We start from the raw sequence: 25285 nt of genomic DNA on the forward strand, positions 1-25285 counted from the left end.
GTTGATGAAATTTCGCCATACACATGCCGATGAACATAAGATTCATCGGCATATCATCATTACGAAGCCTGCGTTCTAGTCTCGCCAAACACTGATTTTTCAAGAAGTTCTGCTACGTCAAACGTGCCTACTTGCTCCTCTACTTCCTTCGCTTTCGTCCCATCTCCCAGCATGGTTAAACAATATGGGCAGCCCGAGCTGATGATGGACGGCTGCACCTGTAATGCCTGCTCCGTTCGTGCTGTGTTAATCCGAGTACCTGTCTCTTCTTCCATCCACATTAATCCTCCACCTGCACCGCAGCACATACCGGTTTCACGGTTTCTCTCCATTTCTTTCAGTGTCACACCAGGAATGGCTTTTAAAATATCTCTTGGTGGATCATACACTTCGTTATATCTGCCCAGATAGCAAGAATCGTGGAAGGTAATCACTTCATTTACTTCATGTACAGGCGTTAATTTCCCTTCTTTGACTAGCTCTGATAGTAATTCTGTATGATGGTACACTTCTGCCTCAAGCCCAAAGTCCGGGTATTCATTTTTAAATAAATTGTAAGCGTGAGGATCAATCGTGACGATTTTTGTGACACCATTTTTCTGGAATTCTTCAATGTTCTTTGTGGCAAGCTCTTGGAACAAAAATTCATTGCCGAGTCTTCTTGGTGTATCGCCCGAGTTTTTCTCTTTATTGCCTAAGATGGCAAAGGAGACGCCTGCTTCATTGAGGAGTTTTGCAAATGCAAGCGCAATCTTTTGGCTTCTATTGTCATATGCTCCCATTGAGCCGACCCAGAATAAATAATCAAAGGACTGATCTGATTTTTTCAATTCTTTCACTGTCGGCACATGCACATCTTCCCTGAGATCACGCCAATTCTCTCTTTCTTTTCGATTCAATCCCCAAGGGTTTCCTTGGCGCTCAATGCTTGTCATGGCACGCTGTGCATCTGGGTCCATTTTTCCTTCTGTCAGCACGAGATATCTGCGCATATCAATAATCTTGTCGACGTGTTCGTTCATGACAGGGCATTGATCTTCACAGTTTCGGCAAGTCGTGCATGCCCAGATTTCTTCTTCTGTAATGACCTCACCAATCAGTGAAGGATGATACATGGTACTAGCGGCTGATTCCTCAGCTCCAGCTCCTCTCGCCTGCATGGCCAACTGATTCCCTGCTGTCTGCCTAAAGGCAAGCTGCGGCACCCAAGGCGTCTTCGATGTAATCGCAGCCCCTTTATTTGTTAAATGATCTCTTAACCTTAAAATCAAATCCATTGGAGAAAGCATTTTCCCAGTTCCTGTTGCCGGGCACATATTCGTGCAGCGCCCACATTCCACACAGGCGTAAAGATCGATCAGCTGAGACTGCCGGAAATCTTCAATTTCCCCAACACCGAAGGTCTCTTGAGTTTCATCTTCAAAATCAATTTTTTGCAGCTTGCCCGGTGGGTCTAATCTGCTTGCAAATACATTTAACGGACCTGCAATCAGATGGGCATGCTTTGATTGCGGGACATACACTAAGAACGTCAGCAAAATGAGGAGATGCACCCACCATGCCACATAAAAAACAATCGTTGCCGCAAGTGGGGAAAGTCCACCTAGCAAGAAGGCAATGGCTGAAGCAATTGGCTCAGTTGGTGACAGTGAATGTCCATGCCAAATGATATTCATGCCATTCCCCAGTAATACAGTCAGCATCAAACCACCAATAAACAATAGCACAAGACCTGATTTAAAGCCTCTTTTTAAACGAACAAGCTTTTCAACATATCTTCTATGGAAAGCCCAAACAACCGCCACTAGGATGAAAAGTGTGACGACCTCTTGGAAAAACGTAAAGGCGCCATACAGCGGCCCTAATGGAAGCCCGCTATCTGGGACAAGTCCCTTCATAATAAAATCAAGGGCTCCGAACTGAACCAGAATAAATCCATAGAAAAACAGCACATGAATGATGCCGCTCTTCTTGTCCTTTAACAGCTTCTTTTGTCCAAACACATTAACCCAGACACGCTCTAAGCGTTTCTTTATGTCTTGTTGAAACTCTTCTTTTTTACCAAGACGAATATACGCCGCTCGTGTTCGAATAAGATAAATAAACAAATACACAGCGTACGCGGTCACCGCCGCAAATGCAATCAAGTTCATCATTAAAAGGCTATTCATCTTGCTCCCCCTTTCATTCCACAAAACCCATTTTGTTCGTATCCATGTTGTACCTCTATCATAAATAATGAATGAGTATTCAGTCAATATTTTTTACACGTTTGGGTACACTATTGAAATATGCAAAAAAGGAGGAACCTTCATGATCGCATTGATCATTCTACTCGTATTCATTGCCATCGTACTACTTGTGATTTTGGACCTTTATATGGGCAAAAAATATTTTTCTACCCATGCTTTCGAACGGACTTTTGACCAAACAAGTGGCGATGCAGTCTTTTATCATGATGGCGAACCACTTTTTGATCAGCTGCTCATGGATATTCAGCAAGCCTCTTCTTCTATTCATATGATGTTCTTTATTGTAAAGAACGACAAGATTGGGCAAAGAATTTTACATGCACTTAAAGCCAAAGCGGAGCAAGGCGTTTCTGTCTTTTTGCTAACCGATCGATTAGGCTCCTATCCATTTGATCAAAAGTCGATCCACATGCTAGAAAAAAGCGGCATACAATTTTACTTTTTAAATAAACCTCGTTTTCCTTTTTGGATTTATCGTTTAAACATGAGAAATCACCGTAAGATTACGGTCATTGATGGGAAAATTGGCTATATTGGCGGGTTTAATATTGGCGATGAATATATAGGGAAAAAGGGCAGATTTGGCATTTGGAAAGACTATCACCTGCGAATGACAGGACAGGTTGTTGCAGACCTCCAGCATGTGTTCCTCAATGATTTGTACCGGGGATCTGGCATTCACCAGCTACAATACGAGGTTTTTCCTGCACTAGAACCGGGAACATTACAATGCACAACACGTGCGACGGCTGGATTTTCTTTAGAAAGCTTATTTCTCCAAGATATTCAGCAGGCTAGGCAGCAGATCATCATCTGTACACCTTATTTTATTCCATCTGCCCCTCTTCTCAAGGCTCTCCTTGAGGCGCGCAGGCGAGGCGTCACTATCGAAATCATCATCCCAATGAAGGCGGATCATCCTCTTGTCAAAGAGGCTGGATTTCATTATTTGAAGGATCTGATTGCTGCTGGCTGTCTTGTGTATCGATTTTATAAAGGGTTTTATCATTCGAAAGCCATTCTCATTGATCATAGACGCTGCATCATCAGTACGGCGAATTTTGATAAGCGCAGCTTGTTTTTAAATGAAGAAGTAGATGTAGCCATTGAAGATGCAGCCTTTACAGCTCACGTGGAGAAAAAGATCCGTGAACACATTGAAGTTTCTGAGCTCATGACATATGAGAAATACAAACAGCGTCCTCTTAAGATGCGGCCGCTCGAGTGGATTGGCGTCATGTTTTCTTATTTTTTATAAAGGAGATGACCTATGCGCTATCGATTTGGTTATGTATCCAATGCCATGACCTTGTGGGAAGCTTCTCCTGCCAAGTCGCTGACCTTTGCAAGATACAGCAAGCTCTCAAAGGAAGACAGAGAGCAGGCTTTGTTACGAACAACGAAGGCCAATCTCGTCAATACGCTAAGAACGCTTTATTTTGCCATTGCTCATGATATTTCGCTTTACCGTTTTTCCAGCTCAATTGTTTCGCTGGCAACCCATCCTGAGGTTCGATGGGACTTTGTGACACCCTTTCGCAACGAGTTTGTTGAGATTGGCCAATTGGTTAAACGGCATGGATTAAGAGTGAGCTTTCACCCCAATCAATTCACCTTATTTACAAGCCCAAAGCCCTCTATCACAGAGAATGCCGTGATTGATATGACGTACCATTTTCAGATGCTTGAGGCGATGAATCTTGAAGAGGAAGGCTATATAAATATTCATGTGGGTGGTGCATACGGAGATAAGGAATCGGCTCTTGCCCGCTTTGATGAAAATATCAAACAGCTTCCTTCCCATATCAAGAAGAGAATGACTCTTGAAAATGATGATAAAACGTATACGTCATTAGAAACACTCGGTGTATGCGAAAAGCACGACATTCCATTTGTTTTTGATTACCATCATCACGTCGCAAACAAAGATGACGATGCCACGCTTGAGGACATCCTGCCAAGAATGTTCGACACTTGGGCAAGCACCGGCATTCCGCCTAAAATTCATTTGTCCTCACCAAAATCAGAAAAGGCCATACGGAGCCATGCGGATAATGTGGACATATCCTTTGTCTTACCGCTTTTTCAAGCATTAAAGCCGTTCGGGCGTGATGTGGATTTTATGATTGAGGCGAAGTTAAAAGATCAAGCACTACTCCGCCTTGTCAAAGAGCTGTCTGCCATTAGAGGGAATCGGCGAACGGGTGGAGGGACCATTGTTTGGAAACCATAGAGAAAGGTTTATCCCTGTGCAAACAGGGATAACAAAGCTATTATGAGAAAGTAATGAACAGGAGGATATGAAGATGTCTCAAATCTATTCAATCCGAATTCAAGTGCCAACAGGCTCAGCATCGATTATATGTGTATTCAAAAAAACAATGTCAACATTAAGAATATCATAGAGCTAGAAACCTTCAGACTCACTCATTTAGAGTCATACTACTTAAATATGGTAGAGGGGAAAAGGCACAGGACCTTCTTCAACTGCTTTCAGAATGGACAAGGAGCTACCATAATTTTTATTTTAGCTCTTTTTCTTATATCAACGCTTCTGTCAGCCAAACCTCGCATGACGTTGCATCCATTTTCACTTGTGTACCGATTGGCATAGTGAGCATCGGGTGGGTATGGGCACAGTCAAACTCCGCGATGAGCGGCCTCTTTGTATCTCCCAGCACTTCAAGTAAAAGATCGTGCGGTTTTTTGCCCGTTCCTTCATCATCAAACAGCTCATGTTTCCCTAAGAGGATACCAGATACCCGTTCAAACACACCATTTACCTTTAAAAGAGAGAAGTTTTTTTCGACAATCGAGGCGGTTTTCATGCTATCCTCAATGAGAAGGATATCACCCTTTTTAACTTGAGGCATGAATTCACTTCCCCATATGCCGTACATGGCATTTAAGTTCCCGCCGATCAGTCTGCCTTCTGCCTGCCCTTCTATGAAGCACATCCAATCGTTTGGACGTTTTTCTTTGTCTCGTATTTTCTCTTCCCAGTTGATCCGTTCATCAGTCCAAAAGGGCGGCTTTTTCACCTGATATGGGGTGGACTGCGGATGAATGAGAATGTCCTCGAAAGATTGATATGTATGATTGACAAATGGTTCAAACTCTCCAAAAGACGGCACAAGCGCAGGTCCGTAAAAAACAGGCAGACCCGTTTTTTCATAAGCCGCTAAAAGAATCGCCGTCGCATCTGAATAACCAATCATGAATTTCGGATGCTTGTTCAGCAGCTCAAAATGGAGATAAGGCAGCAAACTATTCGAGTTCGTCCCGCCAATCATCGACATGATGCAGGACAAATCCTCTCTCGCCATCAGCTCATTCAGCTCAGCTGCTCTTTCTTGAATCGTACCCGAACGATAGTGATCCTCTTTCCCTGTTAATGATCCTGGTACCACAATGAATCCTTTTTGTTCGAGCCATTCCTTCGCCCGCTGATATCTAATAGGCGAGGTAGCTGATGCTGGACTTGAGGGAGAAAAAATGCCGATCTTATCGCCCTTCTGTAAACGCCGAAGTCCCTTCCATCAGATCCTTCCTACACAAGTTTTTTATATCCTAACAAAAAAAGCCCTTTATCAAAAGGATTTTCTCTTCAATGACCAAACTGCGCTTCATGCAGTCTGCTGTAGACGCCGCCCATTTGGATTAAATCTTGATGACGGCCTTGTTCTTGGATACCTTCCTCTGTCACAACGATGATACGACTGCGTGTTTGATTGTCGCAAGTCGGTGGGCAATGACCAGTGTGTCCGTCCGAATGCAAGTTCGCTCGTGCGTCTTGGATCGCTTTTTCTGTTTCTGTATCAAGTGCTGACGTCGCTTCATCTAAAATGATGATCGAAGGATTTTTCAGGAACATCCGTGCAATCGACAGGCGCTGCTTTTGACCGCCTGATAGTTTGACCCCGCGCTCTCCAATGACGGTATTTAAACCCTCTGGGAAACGCTGAACGAGCTCCTCTTAAATGTGCACGTCGTACTGCCTCCCAAATCTGTGCATCGCTTACTTCTAAATCACTGTACGCAATGTTTTCACGAATCGTGCCTGAGAATAAAAAGAATCCTGCTGCACAATCCCGATCTGCTGTCTTAAAGAAGACAAGGTCATGGACTTTGTGCTCACACCATTAAAGACTGCAAATGGTCGATTTCACCGCCCCTGAAGGCCCGACAAACGCAACGGTTTCCCCTTGTTTGATCTTCAAATTGATATCCTTTAATACACGACTGCGCTCATCGTAGTCAAACGTCAAATATCGATATTCAATTTCACCATGCAGCCCGTATACATCTGAAGCCCCTTCTTTATCCTTGACATCCGGCTCAATTGACCTTGCAGCATAAACCATGTACTTGCCAGAAGGACAAACAGGGTCACAAGATGCGTTAAAATATAACTGATCGATCTATTGACCGAATTTCAATAGCACACGCATCACAATACACCTGAAAACAACCGGGCAAACGATTCCTTCAAACGCTCTTTTAAACCCCTTTTATAAAAATGAACCGGTCTCATCTGCTCACATTCCTTTATATCTTCCTCATAATGGGCCATCAATTGCTCGATTGGCTTCTTCGCCGCTGTAAAGACATTGACCTCAAAATTGAGCTGAAAGCTTCTCATATCGACATTCGCTGTGCCGACCGAGGCAAGCTCTCCATCTGCGATCATGACTTTTTGATGCATAAAGCCTTTTTGATAATGATACACCTTGATACCCTCTTTCAGAAGCTCATCAAAATAGGACCGTGTGGCGTATTGCGTGAGAAAGCCGTCATTTGTCTCAGGCACCATCACACGCACATCAACCCCTCTGGTGACAGCAATTTTTAACGCTGTGCGAATCGACTCATTTGGCACAAAATACGGTGTCGCAATCCAGACTAATTGTTTCGCATTTGAAATGAGTGCATCATATAAATCACTCATACTTTCCTTCATATCAGGTCCAGTTGGGACGACCTGAATAACATCTTCTCCTGTAACAGGGTGCGGCGTATAGTATTTCGGGTCATCAATTAACACTTCATCTGATACATACTCCCAGTCCAGCATAAAAATGGAGTGAAGCCTCTGAACCGCTTCACCCTTTAACATCGCATGCGTATCTCGCCAAAAGCCGATGTTTTCATCTCGTCCGGCATATTCCTTCCCAACATTTAACCCGCCGACAAATCCCGTTGCCCCATCAATAATCACGATTTTTCGATGATTTCGGAAATTGAATTTTTGATTAAAGAATCCATATTTTAAAGGCAAAAAGGGAGCGACTTTTACACCTGCCTGCTTTAACCGTTTAATATCTTTACGGGAGAAGCGAATGCTGCCTACCGCATCATATATGAAGCGAACATCTACGCCTTCCTTGACTTTTTCAATCAGAATCTCCATCATCCGGTGACCGAGAAAATCAGATTTGAACATGTAATATTCAATATGAATGAACCTTTTTGCCTTTTTTAACTCCTCAAAAATCCGGGGAAAGGTTTCCTCCCCATTCTTTAAAATCTCCATATCACTATTTGTATTCACATGCATCCCTGTCGCCTTTTCGGTGTATTGAAAAAAAGCACGCTGGTTATCGGTTAAACATGTTTCATCCGGCTTGCTCTCAAGCTCTGATATTCTGCGCAATTTTTCACGGTTATACATTCTCTTTGATTTGAACAAATGACCTTTTATGTAGAGCTGCCCTGAGAACAAATAAAACATATAGCCGATGATTGGGAAAAAAATCAGCACATACATCCATAACAATGTGTGCTGTGATGTCCGGTTCTCTAGCATCAGTGAGATAATACTAAACAAAATAATGGCGATATAACTAGCTACGTACAACTGGAAAGCCCAAGCTGGCACCGGCCACCAATACACCACATATGCCCCGAATATCATGAAATATAAAAATAAAAATTCCAGTCTCCTCTTTTTCACATTCTCGCCCTCATTCGTTCTGTCTTTTTCTCTTCCATACCCTTTGCAGAGTTTGTATGAAACGCACGGTCTACTGCTTTCTTCTAGCTTTTACAGACTGGAGCGAATTAATCCGATATAATGGAGAAATATGTGATGGAAAGGAAGAATTGCTTATGCGTACACCATCTCCTTTAAAAAGAACGATCATCTTCATGTCATCGCCCCAAGCCGAAGTGCGAGTATTTTATCAAAAGAAGGAATCTCTCAGGCCAAAAACCGTTTAGAGTCTTTAGGCTTCACTGTCTCTTTTGGAAAACACGTGTTTGAATGTGATCTTCATTCCTCATCGTCCATTGAACACCGTATTTCTGATCTACATGAGGCGTTCTCACATGATGAAGTTGACGGCATTTTGACAGCAATCGGCGACTTTAATTGCAATGAGCTTTTGCCTTATATGGATTATGATTTGATCCGTCAGCACCCAAAAGTTCTTTGCGGCTACAGTGATATCACAGCACTCGCCAACGCCATTACTGCCAAATGTGATATGGTGACGTATTCAGGTCCTCATTTCTACAGCCTTCTGTTTGACTTCAACTGGATAACTCACTCTTGTCCCCATAGAAAAAACACCTCCATGTTTTATTTCGGATCACAACGGTCCGTTTTCAAACTTGAAGGTGTTTTTTATTTGTCTCATCTTAGGGGGTCAGTCCCAAATGAGGTGCTTTTTTGTATGACATGATCGAATTTAAAAATATTTTTAAAAAATTGATCAAACCTTCACCCCCCCCTCGTTAAGATGTCACAACGAAAAGAGAGGAGGCAAAAACATGTTTTGAGATGTCCTCAGCCAATTATTCGATTCTATTTCTAACATTATTAATATGTTCAAAACCCGCTGTCTTTAAAAGATAGCGGGGCTTTCATAGTTATAGTTACATCTTTTCCGGTGCAGATACGCCAATTAGTTTTAATGCGTTGGCTAGCGTAATTTGTGTTGCTTTCATGAGTGATAGACGGGCTGTTGTTTTTGTTTCGTTTTCTACATCAATAACCTTCTCAGCATTGTAGAAGCTGTGAAGGGCTGATGCAAGGTCATAAATATAGTTGGTGACGCGGTGCGGAATACGCTTTTCAGCCGCTTCTGCTACTACCTCTGGGAAGCTACCAATGATTTTCAGAAGATCGTATTCTTTTTCCGACTGAATGTGAGAGAAATCTGCTTTCTCAAGGTTCGGCTCGTAGCCTTTTTCTTCACCTTGACGCAGCATGCTGCAAATTCTCGCATGCGCATATTGTGCATAGTACACAGGGTTTTCGTTAGACGTAGAAATCGCTAAGTCCAGATCAAAGTCCATATGTGTTGCCGCACTTCTCATCGCAAAGAAATAACGAGTGGCATCTAAGCCTACTTCTTCAATCAGATCACGCATGGTGACTGCTTTTCCTGTCCGTTTACTCATCTTCATCTTTTCACCGTTTTTGTATAGGTGAACGAGCTGAATGATTTCGACTTCAAGCTTGTCTGCTGGATATCCAAGTGCCTGAATCGCCGCTTTCATTCGAGGAATATAGCCGTGATGGTCCGCTCCCCAAATGTTAATTAGCTGGTCAAAGCCTCTGTCAAGCTTGTCCTTATGGTATGCGATGTCTGGAAGCAAGTACGTGAAGCTGCCGTCTTTTTTAATCAGCACTCGGTCCTTGTCGTCGCCAAAATCAGTCGAACTTAGCCACGTTGCGCCGTCTGATTCAAAGATATAGCCTTTTTCACGAAGCGCTTCTAGCGTTGGCTCGATTTTTCTGTTTTCATATAAAGATGTTTCAGAATACCATACATCAAATGGGACACGAAAATTCTCAAGGTCTCCACGTAATTTTTCTAATTCGTATTTCAATCCGTACTCACGGAAGAATTTTAAACGCTCTTCTTCTGACTCATGCACGAAACGGTCACCAAATTCATCAGCAAGCTTCTGGCCAATGCCTTTGATATCTTCTCCTCTGTAGCCATCTTCTGGCATTTCTTTTTCAAGACCGAGCGTCTCAAAGTAACGCACTTCTACAGATAAAGCCAAATTATTGATCTGATTACCTGCATCATTGATATAGTATTCACGGCTCACGTCGAACCCTGCTTTATCCAGAATGTTGCAAAGGGAATCACCTACAGCTGCTCCGCGGGCATGTCCAAGGTGAAGGTCACCTGTTGGGTTTGCAGAAACGAATTCGACTTGTACCTTCTGACCAGTGCCTGTATTCGTTTCACCATATGCCTCTTTTGCCTCAAGGACAGCTGGGATCAGCTTTGTTAAATACTGATTGTTCATATAAAAATTGATGAATCCTGGACCTGCGATATCCAGTTTTTCAATAGAAGCTTTCCCTTTATCAAACGCATTGACAATGTCCTCTGCGATTTGACGAGGTGCTTTTTTCGCAATGCGGGCAAGCTGCATCGCCATATTGGTGGAATAATCACCGTGCGTTTTCTCTTTCGGCACTTCCAAAAGGACATCTGGCACCTGACTTTCATCAGCAAGTCCTGCTTTGACGACTGCCGCAATGATTTCTTCTTTTAACGCATCTTTGACCTGTTCTGCGATATTCATGTACGTAAATCCTCCTTATACGAAATCGATAATGTATGTAAATGCTTTTGATCTTCACCTGTCAGCATATCGTACGTAATGTGCAGTAAACCGTTGTCCACATCGAGATCAATGCTATGTGTATGCACATCGAGCTGAAGTGTGCCGAATGGCATCGTGTAATGTGTCACGGTCGTCTCTCCAATGAGAAAGCGCTGCTTCATTTGAATGGCACCTGATCTCATAATAAAAATCCCTTTTTCACTTATTTTCACAACGGTTTTTACTTTACCCATTTCATGTTCTTCATGGTAAGTGAGATACGTTTTGTCATTCTTCTCTTGGTACGTTCCAGTTGTTCGGAATTCGATCGTTTCAGCCGGCCCCGTCTCTGGTTTCATCACTGACTTTACATGAATTGAAATTTGGTTTTGTGTCATTTTGCACTTCCTTTGTTAAGACCCGTTTAACTAAAATAGTATACCATATTCACGATTGCCTATCATACCATCATTTCTCACCTTCACTCTCATTAAACTTCGTTTTGATCTTCAAACATCACTTTAGAAAAAAAGAAAAATGAAACAGACCAACGATCTCTTCCTTTGTCTCCTTTTTTGAAGCGAAAACAGACGGCTCTGTTGCTAGCTCTCTTTTCAGCGTAAGAAAGCCTGCCGCTAACACAATAAAGCGGGAACACCATGAATATAGCAGCAAACATAAGCTGCCTTCTTTATCTTTTTGTCCAATGCAAAAAAAGAGCTTGTCTACATGAGATGACAAGCTCTTCTATCAACATGTTATTTCACAAATCCAAGCAACATTTCACGTAAAAGCTTGCTCGCTGTATTCGCCGTTTGATCAGAGTGATCGTATACAGGCGCTACCTCGACAAGGTCAGCACCAACCACTTGAACATTAGAACCTGCTATCGCATGAATGGATGCAAGTAGCTCCTTTGACGTAATACCGCCAGCATCGACCGTTCCAGTACCAGGCGCATGTGCTGGGTCTAGTACATCAATGTCGATCGTCACATAAACTGGACGGCCTTTCAGCTTTGGCAAAACTTCCTTTAATGGCTCTAGTACTTCAAATTTAGAAATGTGCATGCCCGCTTCTTTTGCCCATTCAAACTCTTCTTTCATACCAGAACGGATACCGAAGGAGAACACATTTTCAGGTCCAATAAGTCCTGCTACTTTACGAATCGGTGTGGAATGAGATAGCGGCTCTCCCTCATATTCCTCACGAAGATCCGTATGTGCATCCATATGGATGATGGCCAAATCAGGGTGTTTTTTATGCATCGCACGGAAAACCGGCCAAGATACAAGATGCTCTCCACCCATTCCTAATGGAAATTTCTCTTTTTCTAAAATACTGTCGATATATGCCTCAATTAAATCTAAGCTTTTTTGTGCGTTCCCAAATGGAAGTGGAATGTCACCTGCATCAAAGAATGGCACCTCATGCAGCTCACGATCTAAATAAGGACTGTATTCCTCTAAACCGATAGATACTTCACGGATGCGGTTCGGGCCAAAACGTGAGCCTGGGCGGTAACTGACCGTCCAATCCATCGGCATACCGTATAAAATGACTTTTGCATCTTCCCATGTAGGCTGACTTCCAATAAACACTTTACCTGAATAAGCCTCGTCGAATCTCACGCAAGATTCCTCCTTTTATGCTCAAAAAATGCGCAAAGAGTCATTTGCGCATTTCCATTTCGCTTCATTTATTTAATTAAGTCGCTCACAAATTTCGGCAGAACGAATGCTGCTTTGTGCAATTCTTTTGTGTAATATTTCGTTTCAACATCAAAGAAGCGGCTGTCTTCCACAGCAAGTGGATCATATTTCTTAGAACCGATTGTAAATGTCCAAAGACCGCTTGGATACGTTGGGATATTCGCCGTGTAAAGCTTTGTGATCGGGAAAATTTCCTTCACATCACGCTGTACATTCGTAATCAATTCCGGTGTGAACCAAGGGTTGTCCGTTTGTGCCACGAAAATCCCGTCTTCCTTGAGAGCTTTTGAGATTCCTGCGTAAAATCCTTTAGAGAACAGGTTCACAGCTGGTCCAACTGGCTCAGTCGAATCAACCATGATGACATCATACTCGTTGTCCGCTTCCGCAATGTGCATAAAGCCGTCTCCCACTTTGACATCCACACGAGAATCGTCAAGTTTTCCAGCAATTATAGGAAGGAATTTCTTTGAGTATTCGATCACCTTGCCATCAATATCAACAAGCGTGGCCTTTTTCACACTTGGATGCTTGAGGATTTCACGAATGACACCGCCGTCCCCTCCGCCTACGACAAGTACATTTTCCGGGTTTGGATGAGTAAAAAGAGGAACATGTGCCACCATTTCGTGGTATACAAACTCATCTTTCTCTGATGTCATCACCATGCCGTCTAAAAACAGCATATTGCCAAACTCTCTTGTTTCCACCATTTCTAAATGCTGAAAGTCTGTTTGTTCTGTGTGAAGGGTTTTATTCACCTTCAATGTAATGCCAAAATTCTTCGTTTGCTTCTCTGTATACCAAAGTTCGCTCATTGTTCTCTTCCTCTCATCCAATAATAAACAAACATCTATTATTAGCGCCTTTTAACGGCTATGACGTTATCGATTGTTCAAGAAAAAAGTATAGTGGATTCATATCAAATTGTAAAGAACCGCATCATTTTTCAACGCACACTGATGCGATCGCTTGTTTAAAACGGTTTTCTTTGTTCCATACTGATAAAAAACCGTCAAAATGGGGGCTTTGCATGGACACAATCATGAGTAATAAAAAAATCCGCATGACCGTGAAAACGATTCGAGCCTGCTTTTTTATTGGCTTGCTTGCCTTTCTATTTGCAGGCACTGTTTTTTTGACGATTCTTTTACTTGCAAAGTGGCAAGGTGCCCCTTCTGTTCAAGTTCCCCAATCCACGACCATTTATGCAGCAGATGGCTCAAAACTCGGAGAATCCAGCTTTGGAGAAAAGAGGTATTGGGTTTCATTAAAAGACATGTCTCCGCATATCAGGCAGGCAGTTGTAGCTGTTGAGGATAAAACTTTTTATGACCATCATGGGTTTGATGTGAAACGGATGGCGGGTGCCGCGGTGGCTGATATTCGTGCAATGGCAAAGGTGCAAGGTGCTAGCACAATCACCCAGCAATATGCACGGAATCTATATTTAGATCATGATAAAACGTGGAAGCGGAAGTGGAATGAAGCCTTTTACACGATCCGCTTAGAGCAAAACTATACAAAAGATGAGATTTTAGAAGGATACTTGAACACCATCTATTATGGTCACGGAGCGTACGGTGTGGAAGCCGCTTCCCGTCTTTATTTCGGGAAAAAGGCGAAGAATTTGACACTAGCTGAATCTGCCTTGCTTGCCGGTATACCAAAGGGGCCTTCTCTCTATTCCCCTTATGTCAATCAGGAAAAAGCGGACTCAAGAAAAGCCTTGATCCTAAGGCAAATGAAAGAGGATGGCGTGATTACGAAAAAAGAAGCCGCTGATGCAGCAAAAGAAAAGCTGTCCTATCGTTCGCTGCATCAGAAGCAGCTACAAGCAAAGCAAGCCCCGTATTTTTATGATGATGTGATTAGAGAACTGAAGCAAAACTTGGGCCTAACAGAGGAACAGATCAAAACCTATGGACTTCATATTCAAACCACCTTACATCCTGAATTACAGAAAATCGCAGAGAAGACGCTGAAAAACACGATGAATTCCGACTCAAACATCCAAATTGGATTTACCGCCATCCATCCCCAAACAGGACATGTGCTTGCCCTAGTTGGAGGAAGAGATTATAAGAAAAGTCCATTCAATCGAGTCACACAGTCTAAAAGACAGCCAGGCTCGACAATGAAACCACTTCTCTATTACATGGCCTTGCAAAATGGATTTACACCAGCAACCGTCATGCGCAGTGAGGAAACAGTTTTTAAACTGGATGACCAAGGAAGCGGTGCCAATTATTCACCAAGCAACTATCACGGCTATTACGCCAATGACGGCATTACGATGCTTCAAGCTTTGGCTCTATCTGATAATATTTATGCAGTTAAAACCCATCTGTTTTTAGGAATGGAACAGCTTGTACGTGCCGGCAAGATGTTTGGTATCAACGAGAAACTGGATCAAGTGCCGTCACTTGCGCTAGGGACATCTCCTGTCAAACCAATTGAAATGACCAATGCTTATGCCATGCTTGTCAATGGCGGCAAACGGGTCAAGCCAACCTTTATTACGAAAGTAACGGATGCAAAAGGCAACGTGCTGTTTAAGGAAAAACAAAAACGGGAGCAAGTACTAGATGAAAGAGCAGCTTTTGTCACCACCGATATGATGTCTGGGATGTTCAATGATCAATTAAACGGCTATACAAGTGTCACTGGACGTACCATTATGAAGGAACTTACGCGGACATATGGGGGGAAATCGGGGACGACAGGAGCAGACAGTTGGATGATCGGCTTCTCTCCCCAGCTCGTAACAGGTGTGTGGACCGGCTATGACAAAGGGCGCACCATTGACTCAGTCGAAGAAACCGCCTATGCGAAAAAGATTTGGGCCTCCTTTATGGAATCAGCTCTCTCAAAGAAGCCATCCTCCTCCTTCATGCCGCCAGACGGCGTAAAAGGTGTGTATATCAATCCAAAAACCGGTGATCTTGCAGGTCCAGGATGTGAATCAAAGGTATTCACCTATTTTATAGAAGGAACGGAGCCTACAGGTGTCTGCTATGGTGCTGAGGAAAAGGCATCTGAGCAAGACCCGGCTCAAGATCAACAGCCAAAGAAATGGTGGGAAAAGTGGATGAAACGATGAAGAATAAAAAAAAACATGAAAAACCCCGAGATATACATCTCGGGATTCTCCATGTCCTAGCTTTAACACCAGTTTACTCAAAAAACGACTGGAATTGGTAGCCATCCGCCATTCTTCACAAAAATTTCACAATTACTCAGGGACAGCCAATCCTTCTTTCAATTCAGTTGTGGATGCTTCCCATAATGCTTCGTTGTGGCTCTTCAAGAAATCAGCAAGCACCTTTTTCGATCCATCATCCATATGGCTGACAATGATTTTACGCTTCATGGATTTATCCATTAAGTTCACATGCTCTGGAAGCGACTTATACCCGCGGCGAATCGAGCGGTCAACTGTCATTTCACAGGCCGTTACCCCTGCATAATAAGGCCCTTCTTCTCTTCGGTCAATGGTCACCCATACGAGCCAATACGGCTTTCCGTTTGGCACCTCTTCTTTGCTTTTCAAAAATTTAATCCCTTTTTCCACGGCACTTCTTGCATGCATTGCTCCAATATCAATGACAGCTTCCTTTTCCTCTACATCAATGATGACTGGCGAGATGTTATCGAGGCTTAGTGAACCCGCCCCAAAGCCTCCATGTCCATCGGTTGCATCTGTCTTTTTAATAATGTTAAAACCAATTGGTTTCTTTTTTTTACCTTCCATTCATTAGACCTCCTAAAGCAGCGGTTTCAAAATAAAATTAAACCAGTCTATCATTTGATCTCTCATACTGATTAATGGACCAAAAACAAACTGACCAAGCGGCGTAATGACGAATATGAGGAAAATGATCACCCCATATTGTTCAAATTGCGTCATTTTTGCACGAATGCCGGGACTGACGACATCCTCAATAATTCGATACCCATCCAGCGGTGGGAGTGGTAATAGGTTAAATAGGAACAAAATGACGTTCAGGTTAATAAAGATTTGGAAGAAATAATCGACTCCCGGCTCAAAGCCCATGATCCACTCTCCACCAAATTTCTGAAGAAGCACATACACAAAAAAGCCTAAAAATGCTAAAACCAAGTTACTTAAAGGCCCAGCGATGGAGACACAAATCCCTGCTAAGCGTGGGTTCTTAAAGTGGTAACGATTTACCGGTACAGGTCTCGCCCAGCCAAACCCGGCCACAAAGATCAAGATCGTCCCCAATATATCCAGATGCTTTAGTGGATTTAACGTCAATCTGCCTTGATTTTTAGCTGTAGGATCTCCAAAACGATACGCAACATATGCATGCGCCAGCTCGTGCATCGTAAATGCAACAACAAGCGTAATGGCGACATATGGAATAAGTTCTAATGGATAAACAAGAAATTGGTTCAAAGGCATGAATCCCTCTTTCTTTCTATACAATGATTTACTTCATTCAGTATACTATAAGAAGTCCCTTAAACTAAAGGGAAGCGAAACACTAAAGGAAAAAGGAGGTTTTCGCATTGCCGATTGTCACCGTTCAAATGCTTGAAGGAAGAACAGACGAGCAGAAAAGAGCCCTTGTGGAGAAAGTCACTGATGCCGTTGTCCAAACAACAGGCGCAGAAAAAGTTTCTGTCATTATTGAAGAAATAAAAAAAGAACACTATGCCGTAGCAGGGAAGCGAGTGAGTGACCTGTAAGCATATAAAAAGGACAAACAGAGAGGCGTTTGTCCTTTTGTCTCCTATCTTAACTATACACGCTTTGTTACGGTTGACTTGATTTTTTTGAGCCGCATCGAAGTAATCGACTGTGTAGGAATCATCATAATTCATTAAGGAGACAATTCCGCTGCCTTGCGGATCATGCGGCAAGCCAACTAGTTCATTTCCTTCAATTGCTTGATATAAGTAAGGGCAGCTTCAAATTCTTCGTCCGTATAGCGCTGCTTGCTTTTAATGGTGAAGACCTTTTCCTTCACCTCATCTTGAGGCAGGACATCAAAGTATAAAATCGTTGAGACGAGCTCTAGAAAACGAGATGATTGCTCGTTCATCTGCTGCGTCACCACTTTGAGATCAGGCATGTCCACTTCACACTGATCAAGAAATTCTTTCCCATTGTCCGTCAGCGAATAGCGATATTGATAGTATCCGCCCTTTTTTTCCTTCATTTCGTCCAAGAATCCAAGGTTGCACAGCTCTTCAATTCTGAGCGTCAACTCTTCTGAATAGGGGCCATAAAAATGAAAATCGTATTTCTCGTAAAAAGGCAAATCTAACTTTTTTGCAATGTAAATCATTTTTTGCAGCTTCTTCCGTCCAACGATTTCCCCAGATTCAGAGAACACCTTCATCAACTTTGCATGCTCTTTCAACAAATTCCCGACATCTCCTTTTTCAATACTTCCTTATCCCAATTCAAGCAGCTTCATGATCGCCTTCTTTTCTTCAGCTTTTTCCGACATATCTACAATTAAGTCCATCGGGAAATAAAGTTTATGATCGGTTCTTCGTTTACCGGAAATGGCGTCAACAATATCTGACTGTCTCGACAGTTCTTTAATATGACCACTTTGCGTCAAGAGGTGGATCGGCAGCCGCTCTTCTTCTTCCCCTGGTCTGTAGAAGTCATAGGGCAAGTCAGAGGAAGAGTCGACCACTAAATAATAGTCAGGATCAATTCCTGCCTTCTCGAACAAAGCGGTCAGCTTGAAATATTTCGTCATTTCTTCGTTTGGATTAAACTCTGTATAATGGAACAATCGGCGGTTCATAAAACGGCGGCACAAATCAGCCAGCACGTGATCTTCTTCGTCTTCCCACGCCTGAAAATAAAATAAGACAATGGATTCATCCAGTTTAATATAGTCCTCTGTGGTGACATTCCCTTCAAAAATCGAGTAAAAATGAACTGGGGCATGTGTAAACATATAACCAGTTTCATGCAGCTCTTTTGCACGATGTAGAATTTTCGTTAAAATGACTTCCGCACTGCGCGTCACTGGATGGAAATACACTTGCCAGTACATTTGATAGCGGCTCATAATATAATCCTCTACGGCATGCATCCCGCTTTGCTTCATCACAATTTGGTCTTCTCTCGGACGCATCACACGCAAAATACGTTCCATATCAAAGTGGCCATAGCTGACGCCTGTATAGTAGGCATCACGCTGTAAATAGTCCATTCGGTCGGCATCAATTTGACTTGAGATCAAACTGACCACCTGTTTGTTTTGATAGGTTTTGGCAATGACTTCCGCCACATGCTTTGGAAAATCATCACTGACCCGGCGAAGCACTTCATTTACTTCCGTTTGCCCTAAAATGATATCTGTTGTAAACGATTCATGATCTAAGTGGAAGACCTTTTCAAAGGAATGAGAAAACGGACCATGACCAAGGTCATGAAGCAAGGCTGCACTCAGTACAAGCTCGCGCTCCCCCTCATCCCATTCTGGTCGTCCTTTAAACACATCATCCACAATCCGTCTCACAATCTCGTATACACCGAGTGAATGATTGAATCGGCTGTGTTCTGCCCCATGAAACGTCAAGTAAGTGGTTCCTAGCTGTTTAATTCGTCTAAGGCGCTGAAACTCTCTTGTCCCTATTAAATCCCATATTAATGCGTCCCGTACGTGAACATAACGGTGCACAGGATCTTTAAATACCTTTTCTTCAGATAATTTCCCTTTTGGATACGCCATCGTTTCGTCCCTCTTTTTTAAGACGTGTTTCTATTATATCGGGTAACTTTTCCCGAAAACATCCTTGAATTTGCTGATGAATGTGTTCTCGAAGATTTCACGGACATAAAAAGCCCGACCTGACAGGGACGGACCTCTTTTTAGGTCGACTGAACACATTCAGTGACATTTATTTGACTTTTTTTTGAACCTTTTCGAGTAATTCATCCTCTGTTGGTGCTGATAATGGGCGATTGTTCACAAACGCAAAAGCCTTTTTTCGTCCTGGACCGCAATACGATTGACAGCCAATCTCAATTTTTGCATCAGGGTCAACCGATTTGAGTCGAGGCAATAACGTCTTTAGGTTCGTCGCATCACAATCGTCACATACGCGAAACTCATTAGCCATGGTCTTACGCTTCCTTTCAATGATGAAACTTCATTCTATATGAAACAGTTGGACAACCAAGAGTGAGTAATATACCACCAAACATTGTACATCGAAGTGCCTAGACATGCAAGGCGCATTGTCAGTGCTAATACACGTTTACATAAAAGATCGTATTTTCCACTATCCTTTTAGCAAACTTGTATAAACCTTCTTTAACTTGGCTAATCTAATACCATCAAATCATTTGGGGGTTTAAACACATGTCAAAACAAAGACAAGATGCTTGGTCTGAGGAAAATGATCTCCTTCTGGCAGAAACCGTCTTACGTCATGTCAGAGAGGGCAGCACACAGCTAAATGCGTTTGAAGAAGTAGGAGACAAGCTGAACCGCACCTCAGCGGCATGCGGATTTAGATGGAATGCTGTCGTAAGGCATCAATATGAAAAAGCGTTGGCACTTGCCAAAAAACAGCGAAAACAACGAATGCGCGCACTCGGCAATGGTCAGCCTGCAAAAAAACGCTTACTCTATCAGCCGCAAGTAGAGGAAACGATCACACAGGAATTCTCTCAAGAGCTGGAACCAGCGAAAGAAGAAACATTTGCACCAGCAGCTGAAACAGCAGAACAGCTCCAATTTGTTGATCAAAACTACAATGAAGAGTTAGCTAGTTTATCACATTTATTGTCACAGGCTTCTCACGTCACAGAGAAAATGCCAGAAACCAACCCATTTAGGCAGCGTCAGGAATTAACGATCGAAGATATCATTGATTTCTTACGCCGCTATGAAGGTGATGGACATCAATCCTCTGCCTTACGTATGGAAAACAGCCGGTTAAAACGAGAAAACAACGAACTTTCACATAAAGTCTCGCATCTAGAAGCGGAAGTGAAAAAGCTTGAAAAGGATCAGCTCACGATTCAAGAAGATTATGAAACACTTGTCAAAATCATGAATCGTGCGAGAAAACTAGTCTTGTTTGAGGATGACGACAATGCCGCGCCAACCTTTAAAATGGACCGAAACGGCAACCTTGAAAAAATGGCAGAATAACAAAAAGTGCTCCCCACTTACGGGAAGCACTTTTTTAAATATCCAAAAATAGCATCACACTAAAAAGGACATTAATCAAAAACACGAACATAAAAATATATCTGACCTGTCTCACCTGAAAATCACCAAAGATAAAAATATAAAGACCTGCGATGCCAAGTGTCAGTACAGGCTGAAGAAACGGCACTAAAAGTGAAATGCCGTAGCCGGCTCCTATGATCACAGAAAGCCAAAGTAAATAGAGGTAACTGCCGTTTTTGGATTTCACCGGAATCCTTCCTTTCTATTAAACCATATCATTTCCACAATGTATCTAACTGATTTGAATAAAAATCAATGGCCTTTCGATAACTTAAAATATTAGGATCTTTTGTTGTTTCAGTTAAACAGTTCAGTAATACCTCCATCGCTTCGCTATGTTCATTCAAATTATACAAAGTCATGGCATAGAATGTTTGAATGGCTTTGTTTTTCGGATAAGCTTCCATAGCGTTTAGGAATATCTGTTTTGACTTTTCATATTCTCCTAAGGTTCTGTATGTACTTCCTAACCCTATTAAAGCGTCTTCTAGTTCTTCTGAAGACAACCCTAACTCGATTGCCTTTTCATAAAAAAAGACAGCTTGTTTTTCCTCTCCTAACAAGTCATAACTCCAGGCACATTGATAGTAAAGGGAGGCATGGTCTGGATACTCTTCCACAAGATGAGTGAGCATTTCATTTGATTCTTGAAGGTGTCCACTTTTTCGAAGTTCAATGGCTTTCACAAGCTTTGTTTCCATTACTTCACCTCTCAATTTTTTCAAAATTGAAGTACCTATGTGTTTTATCAAAACACCTTCTCATTCCGCTCAATCATCCGCGTCATGTTTTTCTCAAATTCAAGCTGCTCTTCTACGGTGAGGCCTGACGCTGTCAGTTGATCACTCAGCTTTTGAAGCTCTTCTAGTAAAAGACGCATCAGAAGCGTACAATCAATTGGTTCTCCTATTAATTCTGATAGGGATGCCATCGTATCAGGCTGTATATCAGGAAATACCGCCTTGACCTCTTGTCGTTTATCCTTTAAGGCAGCATCATAAAAACGGCGAATCAAATCTGCTCGTTCTCGTCCACTTCCATCTGCACACAAATAGATTTGCACAGCGACTCCTCCGCGTAATCTACGCTGAGATATGCCTGCAAATTTCTTTCCATTAATGCTTAAATCGTAGCTTCCTGGACAGTAAGAGCCAACAATTTCATAGGCTTCGATCTTCACTTCATACTTCGCCAGCATTCGTCGGATCAGCGCCACCATTGCATCATACCCTCGGTCGATATCAATACCCTTCTTTTGTTCCGCAAAGATTAACGACACATTCAGTACACCTTCATCCAGCACCACAGCAAGACCACCTGAATTGCGCACAATCACACGATACCCCTCTTCCTCAAGCAGCTTCACGCCATATTGAAGGAATGGAAGCCTTGTATCCTGAATACCAAGAACAATCGTATTGTGATGCACCCAAGAACGGGCTGTCGCTGGTGAAAGCCCCTTCCCCACCGATGCACAAAGCGTATCATCCATGGCAAAGGATTGCTTTGGATCCACATAAGGACCCAGACTTGACTGATCGATGATTCGCCATTTCGACTGTGTCAGTAACTCAATAGGTTCATTTTTCATCTCCTGCATATCCTCTCGTTCATAAACTGTGTTTATTATACCATGGAAGGAATATGGGATGAATGGGAGGGAAATCATGTTCAGGTTCAATTAATGAGCAGGTTGGGGATTTGAGGTAAATTGATCATTTTTGGGAGTCTCCTAAATAGATGCTCTGTTTTGAATGTTTGCTTTATCTGTAGAAATAACTAGATGGGTCACTCCGCACTTATATTTCCATTTATGTACTCCTCGTAATACTATAGTTGAATGATTATAAAATAAACGTTGAAAGGCTTTTAACCAATCAATGGATTTCGATATCAAGATAATTCAAAGTCATTAACTCTTAACCGAAAGCACCTTACAGAATATGGATCGATCCATAGTTCATGGCCCATTAATTTTTTAACTCCTTTTATTGTATTAGAATCTATTTTACTCTCTGTATTAGTAGTAACCTTATTCACCACATTCTTCCCATGATCAATCTTAAAAACATTTTCCAACCTTCGCTATTTTGATGATTGAGATAATAGAGGCTTTGGATAGGGCTTGGTCTGTTCTCCAAATAATACGAATTCAACAAATATACAAAAAAAGCTAGCTTTGCGTAAAAACGAAGCTAGCTTTTTTTGATTGTCATATTATAGTGCTTGAGCCGCCGTGATCAGCGCAAGGTTATAAACGTCTTCGGCATTACAGCCTCTGGAAAGATCGTTTACTGGTTGGTTTAAGCCTTGTAGAATTGGACCTACAGCTTCAAAGTTACCTAAGCGCTGTGCAATTTTGTAGCCAATGTTTCCAGCTTCGAGGCTAGGGAAAACAAATACGCTAGCGTCCCCTTTGATGACGGAGTCTGGTGCTTTCTTCGCTGCAACTGAAGGAACGAAAGCTGCATCAAATTGGAATTCTCCATCAAGTACAAGCTCAGGTGCCTTTTCTTTTGCAATGCGAACCGCTTCAGATACTTTTTCTGTTTCGTCTGATTTTGCTGAGCCTTTTGTTGAGAAGCTAAGCATGGACACACGTGGTCTAATATCAAACATTTTCGCTGTATTTGCACTTTCGATCGCAATTTCAGCTAGATCTTGGCTGTCTGGTGCAATGTTGATCGCACAATCAGCAAATACATACTGCTCTTCTCCGCGAGCCATAATGAAGACGCCAGAAGTTTTCTTTACGCCTTCTTTTGTTTTAATGATTTGAAGTGCTGGACGCACTGTGTCAGCAGTTGAGTGTGCTGCACCGCTCACAAGTCCGTCTGCAAGACCTTTATACACAAGCATTGTACCGAAATAGTTTTCATCTAGTAATGCTTTTCTTGCTTGCTCTTCTGTTGCTTTTCCTTTACGTCTTTCTACGAAAGCTTGTACAAGCTCTTCAAAACCTTCATATGTATGAGGATCATACACGTCAACACCTTCAAGTGTAAGACCTAATTCTTTTGCTTTGGCTTCAACTTCTTGTTTCTTGCCTAGAATAATCGGCTGTAATACTTTGCCATCTACTAGTTTTTGAACGGCTGTTAAAATGCGTTCGTCCATTCCCTCAGGAAAAACGATCTTAACTCCTTTACCTGCAACCTTTTCCTGAACTGTTGAAAAAATATCTGCCACTTCAATTACCCTCCTTGATTTTACAAAAAAGCGTTCTCTTTTAAGCATACTCTTCTTCTACATAAATTCAAACTACCAACTTACATTATAGCGCTTACAATTTAAATTCTTATTTTTCAAACTAATTCAATCAATTTTGATAAAAACGGTTGTCTTCGTCAAGTTTTGATCACATCTCCATTTGGACAAACTATGTTATAGTTGGAACAGATGGAAAACTGTAAATAGGAGTGAAAGAAATGAGCGAACAACATAAAACAAATGAAGCAGCTCAAACACTAGACGGCTGGTATGCGCTGCATGATTTTAGAACGATTGACTGGACAGCTTGGAAGCTGCTGACAAGCGATGAGCGTCAAGCCATTATTCATGAGTTTACAGCTCTACTAGAAAAATGGAAGATAGTTGAGCACGATAAGGCTGGAAGCCAAACAATCTATAGTATTGTGGGCCAAAAAGCAGATATTATGCTCATGATTTTACGTCCAACAATAGAAGAACTGGGTGAAATTGAACTTGAATTCAACAAGTCACGACTAGCAGAATTCACAATTCCAGCGTATTCGTTCGTTTCAGTTGTTGAATTAAGCAACTACTTAGCAGGGGAAGGCGGCGGGGATCCTTACGAAAACCCACATGTACGTGCGCGTCTATACCCAGAGCTCCCTTCTTCTAAATACGTGTGCTTCTATCCAATGGATAAAAGACGTTCTGGCAATGACAACTGGTACATGCTCTCAATGGACGAACGTAAATCCCTTATGAGAAGCCACAGCTTAATTGGCCGAAGCTATGCTGGGAAAGTCAAACAGATCATTACAGGTTCAGTCGGTTTCGATGATTATGAGTGGGGCGTCACCCTTTTCTCTGACGATGTTCTTCAATTTAAAAAACTGGTTTATGAAATGCGCTTTGATGAAGTTAGTGCACGTTACGGCGAATTTGGTTCCTTCTTTGTTGGAAACCGATTAGCAAACGAGCAGCTAGCGTCTTATTTCCATGTTTGATAAACTCTTAAGGCTTCGGATCTCTCCGAAGTCTTTTTATGTATTTGTTTAGAAAGGTGTTCTCATCATGAAAAACTCCCCATCGCTATTTTTGCATTAAGGCTAGGTGCATTTTCGAAACGATCTCCATGTATCCATCTCTGCCTCAAAGGTAGCTGATTACTGGATGCGTCTTTGCGGCGGGATCGGTATTCAAAGGAACACCTTAAACATCGACCTGATCGGCAAGCTTTATGGCGATTGCCTTTCCAATTCCTGTACTTGCCCTGTCACAAATGCAATTCTTTTAGACAAATTCATACACATCCCTTTTC

At 42.3% G+C, this 25285-nt stretch carries 23 protein-coding genes and 2 pseudogenes; 7 read left to right on the forward strand and 18 right to left on the reverse strand.

Annotation, left to right across the window (positions count from 1 at the left end):
- Window positions 1–59: 59 nt before the first annotated feature.
- Window positions 60–2171 carry a heterodisulfide reductase-related iron-sulfur binding cluster gene (locus LC033_RS02705; RefSeq protein WP_226566731.1) on the reverse strand — a complete coding sequence of 704 codons (2112 nt, stop codon included), beginning with the start codon at window positions 2169–2171 and terminating at the stop codon, window positions 60–62.
- A 142-nt stretch (window positions 2172–2313) separates the two neighbouring features.
- Here LC033_RS02705 and cls (LC033_RS02710) point away from each other — a divergent pair, with 142 nt between their 5' ends.
- Both cls (LC033_RS02710) and uvsE read left to right on the forward strand, forming a co-directional pair.
- Window positions 2314–3510 (forward strand): cardiolipin synthase, encoded by a 1197-nt coding sequence (cls, locus tag LC033_RS02710; protein ID WP_226566732.1) that lies wholly within the window; start codon window positions 2314–2316, stop codon window positions 3508–3510.
- A gap of 12 nt (window positions 3511–3522) precedes the next feature.
- The gene (uvsE, locus tag LC033_RS02715; protein ID WP_226566733.1) at window positions 3523–4485 is read left to right on the forward strand and encodes a UV DNA damage repair endonuclease UvsE; all 963 of its coding nucleotides are present in this window, start codon (window positions 3523–3525) and stop codon (window positions 4483–4485) included.
- A gap of 307 nt (window positions 4486–4792) precedes the next feature.
- Here uvsE and LC033_RS02720 read toward each other — a convergent pair whose 3' ends face one another.
- The 3 genes and pseudogenes from LC033_RS02720 to cls (LC033_RS02730) form a co-directional block, all read right to left on the reverse strand.
- Complete coding sequence (locus tag LC033_RS02720; protein WP_226566770.1) at window positions 4793–5755, reverse strand: S66 family peptidase; 963 nt, start codon at window positions 5753–5755, stop codon at window positions 4793–4795.
- Window positions 5756–5859: 104 nt separating this feature from the next.
- A pseudogene (locus tag LC033_RS02725) lies at window positions 5860–6684 on the reverse strand (ABC transporter ATP-binding protein); the annotation flags it as partial.
- Between the two features lie 18 nt (window positions 6685–6702).
- On the reverse strand, window positions 6703–8205 hold the full coding sequence (gene cls / locus LC033_RS02730) for a cardiolipin synthase (RefSeq protein ID WP_226566734.1): 1503 nt from the start codon (window positions 8203–8205) through the stop codon (window positions 6703–6705).
- Between the two features lie 155 nt (window positions 8206–8360).
- On the opposite strand from cls (LC033_RS02730), the pseudogene LC033_RS02735 reads away from it, so the two are divergent.
- A pseudogene (locus LC033_RS02735) lies at window positions 8361–8770 on the forward strand (LD-carboxypeptidase); the annotation flags it as partial.
- Between the two features lie 358 nt (window positions 8771–9128).
- On the opposite strand, the gene argS reads toward LC033_RS02735, so the two are convergent.
- The 5 genes from argS to speE all read right to left on the reverse strand — a co-directional run bounded on the left by argS (window position 9129) and on the right by speE (window position 13353).
- Window positions 9129–10802: an arginine--tRNA ligase gene (gene argS / locus LC033_RS02740; RefSeq protein WP_226566735.1), complete on the reverse strand. Its 1674-nt coding sequence runs from the start codon at window positions 10800–10802 to the stop codon at window positions 9129–9131.
- On the reverse strand, window positions 10799–11221 hold the full coding sequence (locus tag LC033_RS02745; RefSeq protein WP_226566736.1) for a YwiB family protein: 423 nt from the start codon (window positions 11219–11221) through the stop codon (window positions 10799–10801). Before LC033_RS02745 ends, argS begins: the two co-directional genes overlap by 4 nt.
- A 92-nt stretch (window positions 11222–11313) precedes the next feature.
- Complete coding sequence (locus tag LC033_RS02750) at window positions 11314–11502, reverse strand: hypothetical protein (RefSeq protein WP_226566737.1); 189 nt, start codon at window positions 11500–11502, stop codon at window positions 11314–11316.
- 79 nt (window positions 11503–11581) lie between these two features.
- Window positions 11582–12454: an agmatinase gene (gene speB / locus LC033_RS02755; RefSeq protein WP_226566738.1), complete on the reverse strand. Its 873-nt coding sequence runs from the start codon at window positions 12452–12454 to the stop codon at window positions 11582–11584.
- A gap of 68 nt (window positions 12455–12522) precedes the next feature.
- Window positions 12523–13353 carry a spermidine synthase gene (gene speE / locus LC033_RS02760; protein ID WP_226566739.1) on the reverse strand — a complete coding sequence of 277 codons (831 nt, stop codon included), beginning with the start codon at window positions 13351–13353 and terminating at the stop codon, window positions 12523–12525.
- Between the two features lie 215 nt (window positions 13354–13568).
- Between speE and LC033_RS02765 the strand changes: the two genes are divergently transcribed.
- Window positions 13569–15638 (forward strand): transglycosylase domain-containing protein, encoded by a 2070-nt coding sequence (locus tag LC033_RS02765; protein ID WP_226566740.1) that lies wholly within the window; start codon window positions 13569–13571, stop codon window positions 15636–15638.
- 132 nt (window positions 15639–15770) lie between these two features.
- Here LC033_RS02765 and LC033_RS02770 read toward each other — a convergent pair whose 3' ends face one another.
- On the reverse strand, window positions 15771–16289 hold the full coding sequence (locus LC033_RS02770) for a YwhD family protein (RefSeq protein ID WP_226566741.1): 519 nt from the start codon (window positions 16287–16289) through the stop codon (window positions 15771–15773).
- Between the two features lie 12 nt (window positions 16290–16301).
- A complete protein-coding gene (locus LC033_RS02775; protein ID WP_226566742.1) occupies window positions 16302–16964 on the reverse strand; it encodes a site-2 protease family protein in 663 nt (220 codons plus the stop codon).
- A 107-nt stretch (window positions 16965–17071) separates the two neighbouring features.
- On the opposite strand from LC033_RS02775, the gene thmT reads away from it, so the two are divergent.
- On the forward strand, window positions 17072–17251 hold the full coding sequence (thmT, locus tag LC033_RS02780; protein ID WP_226566743.1) for a 2-hydroxymuconate tautomerase: 180 nt from the start codon (window positions 17072–17074) through the stop codon (window positions 17249–17251).
- A 179-nt stretch (window positions 17252–17430) separates the two neighbouring features.
- On the opposite strand, the gene LC033_RS02785 is transcribed toward thmT, so the two are convergent.
- The 3 genes from LC033_RS02785 to LC033_RS02795 all read right to left on the reverse strand — a co-directional run bounded on the left by LC033_RS02785 (window position 17431) and on the right by LC033_RS02795 (window position 19654).
- Window positions 17431–17931: a YwgA family protein gene (locus LC033_RS02785; protein ID WP_226566744.1), complete on the reverse strand. Its 501-nt coding sequence runs from the start codon at window positions 17929–17931 to the stop codon at window positions 17431–17433.
- A 30-nt stretch (window positions 17932–17961) separates the two neighbouring features.
- The gene (locus LC033_RS02790; protein WP_226566745.1) at window positions 17962–19263 is read right to left on the reverse strand and encodes an HD domain-containing protein; all 1302 of its coding nucleotides are present in this window, start codon (window positions 19261–19263) and stop codon (window positions 17962–17964) included.
- Between the two features lie 169 nt (window positions 19264–19432).
- On the reverse strand, window positions 19433–19654 hold the full coding sequence (locus tag LC033_RS02795) for a YuzB family protein (protein WP_003215259.1): 222 nt from the start codon (window positions 19652–19654) through the stop codon (window positions 19433–19435).
- Window positions 19655–19896: 242 nt separating this feature from the next.
- On the opposite strand from LC033_RS02795, the gene LC033_RS02800 reads away from it, so the two are divergent.
- Window positions 19897–20694: a prespore-specific transcription regulator RsfA gene (locus LC033_RS02800; protein WP_226566746.1), complete on the forward strand. Its 798-nt coding sequence runs from the start codon at window positions 19897–19899 to the stop codon at window positions 20692–20694.
- Between the two features lie 34 nt (window positions 20695–20728).
- Here LC033_RS02800 and LC033_RS02805 read toward each other — a convergent pair whose 3' ends face one another.
- The 4 genes from LC033_RS02805 to pta form a co-directional block, all read right to left on the reverse strand.
- Window positions 20729–20962, reverse strand: a complete 234-nt coding sequence (locus LC033_RS02805; protein WP_226566747.1) for a DUF5970 family protein — start codon at window positions 20960–20962, stop codon at window positions 20729–20731.
- Between the two features lie 28 nt (window positions 20963–20990).
- Window positions 20991–21476, reverse strand: coding sequence for a tetratricopeptide repeat protein (locus tag LC033_RS02810; RefSeq protein WP_226566748.1), 486 nt, complete (start codon window positions 21474–21476; stop codon window positions 20991–20993).
- A gap of 47 nt (window positions 21477–21523) precedes the next feature.
- Window positions 21524–22366, reverse strand: coding sequence for an octanoyl-[GcvH]:protein N-octanoyltransferase (lipL, locus tag LC033_RS02815; RefSeq protein ID WP_226566749.1), 843 nt, complete (start codon window positions 22364–22366; stop codon window positions 21524–21526).
- A 626-nt stretch (window positions 22367–22992) separates the two neighbouring features.
- Entirely contained in the window at window positions 22993–23964 is a 972-nt protein-coding gene (gene pta / locus LC033_RS02820) for a phosphate acetyltransferase (protein ID WP_226566750.1), read from the reverse strand.
- A 239-nt stretch (window positions 23965–24203) separates the two neighbouring features.
- Here pta and hemQ point away from each other — a divergent pair, with 239 nt between their 5' ends.
- Window positions 24204–24971 carry a hydrogen peroxide-dependent heme synthase gene (gene hemQ, locus LC033_RS02825; RefSeq protein WP_226566751.1) on the forward strand — a complete coding sequence of 256 codons (768 nt, stop codon included), beginning with the start codon at window positions 24204–24206 and terminating at the stop codon, window positions 24969–24971.
- The last annotated feature ends 314 nt before the right edge of the window (window positions 24972–25285 follow it).

Source organism: Bacillus stratosphericus, from assembly GCF_020524495.1.
GTDB classification, from domain to species: domain Bacteria; phylum Bacillota; class Bacilli; order Bacillales; family Bacillaceae; genus Bacillus; species Bacillus stratosphericus_B.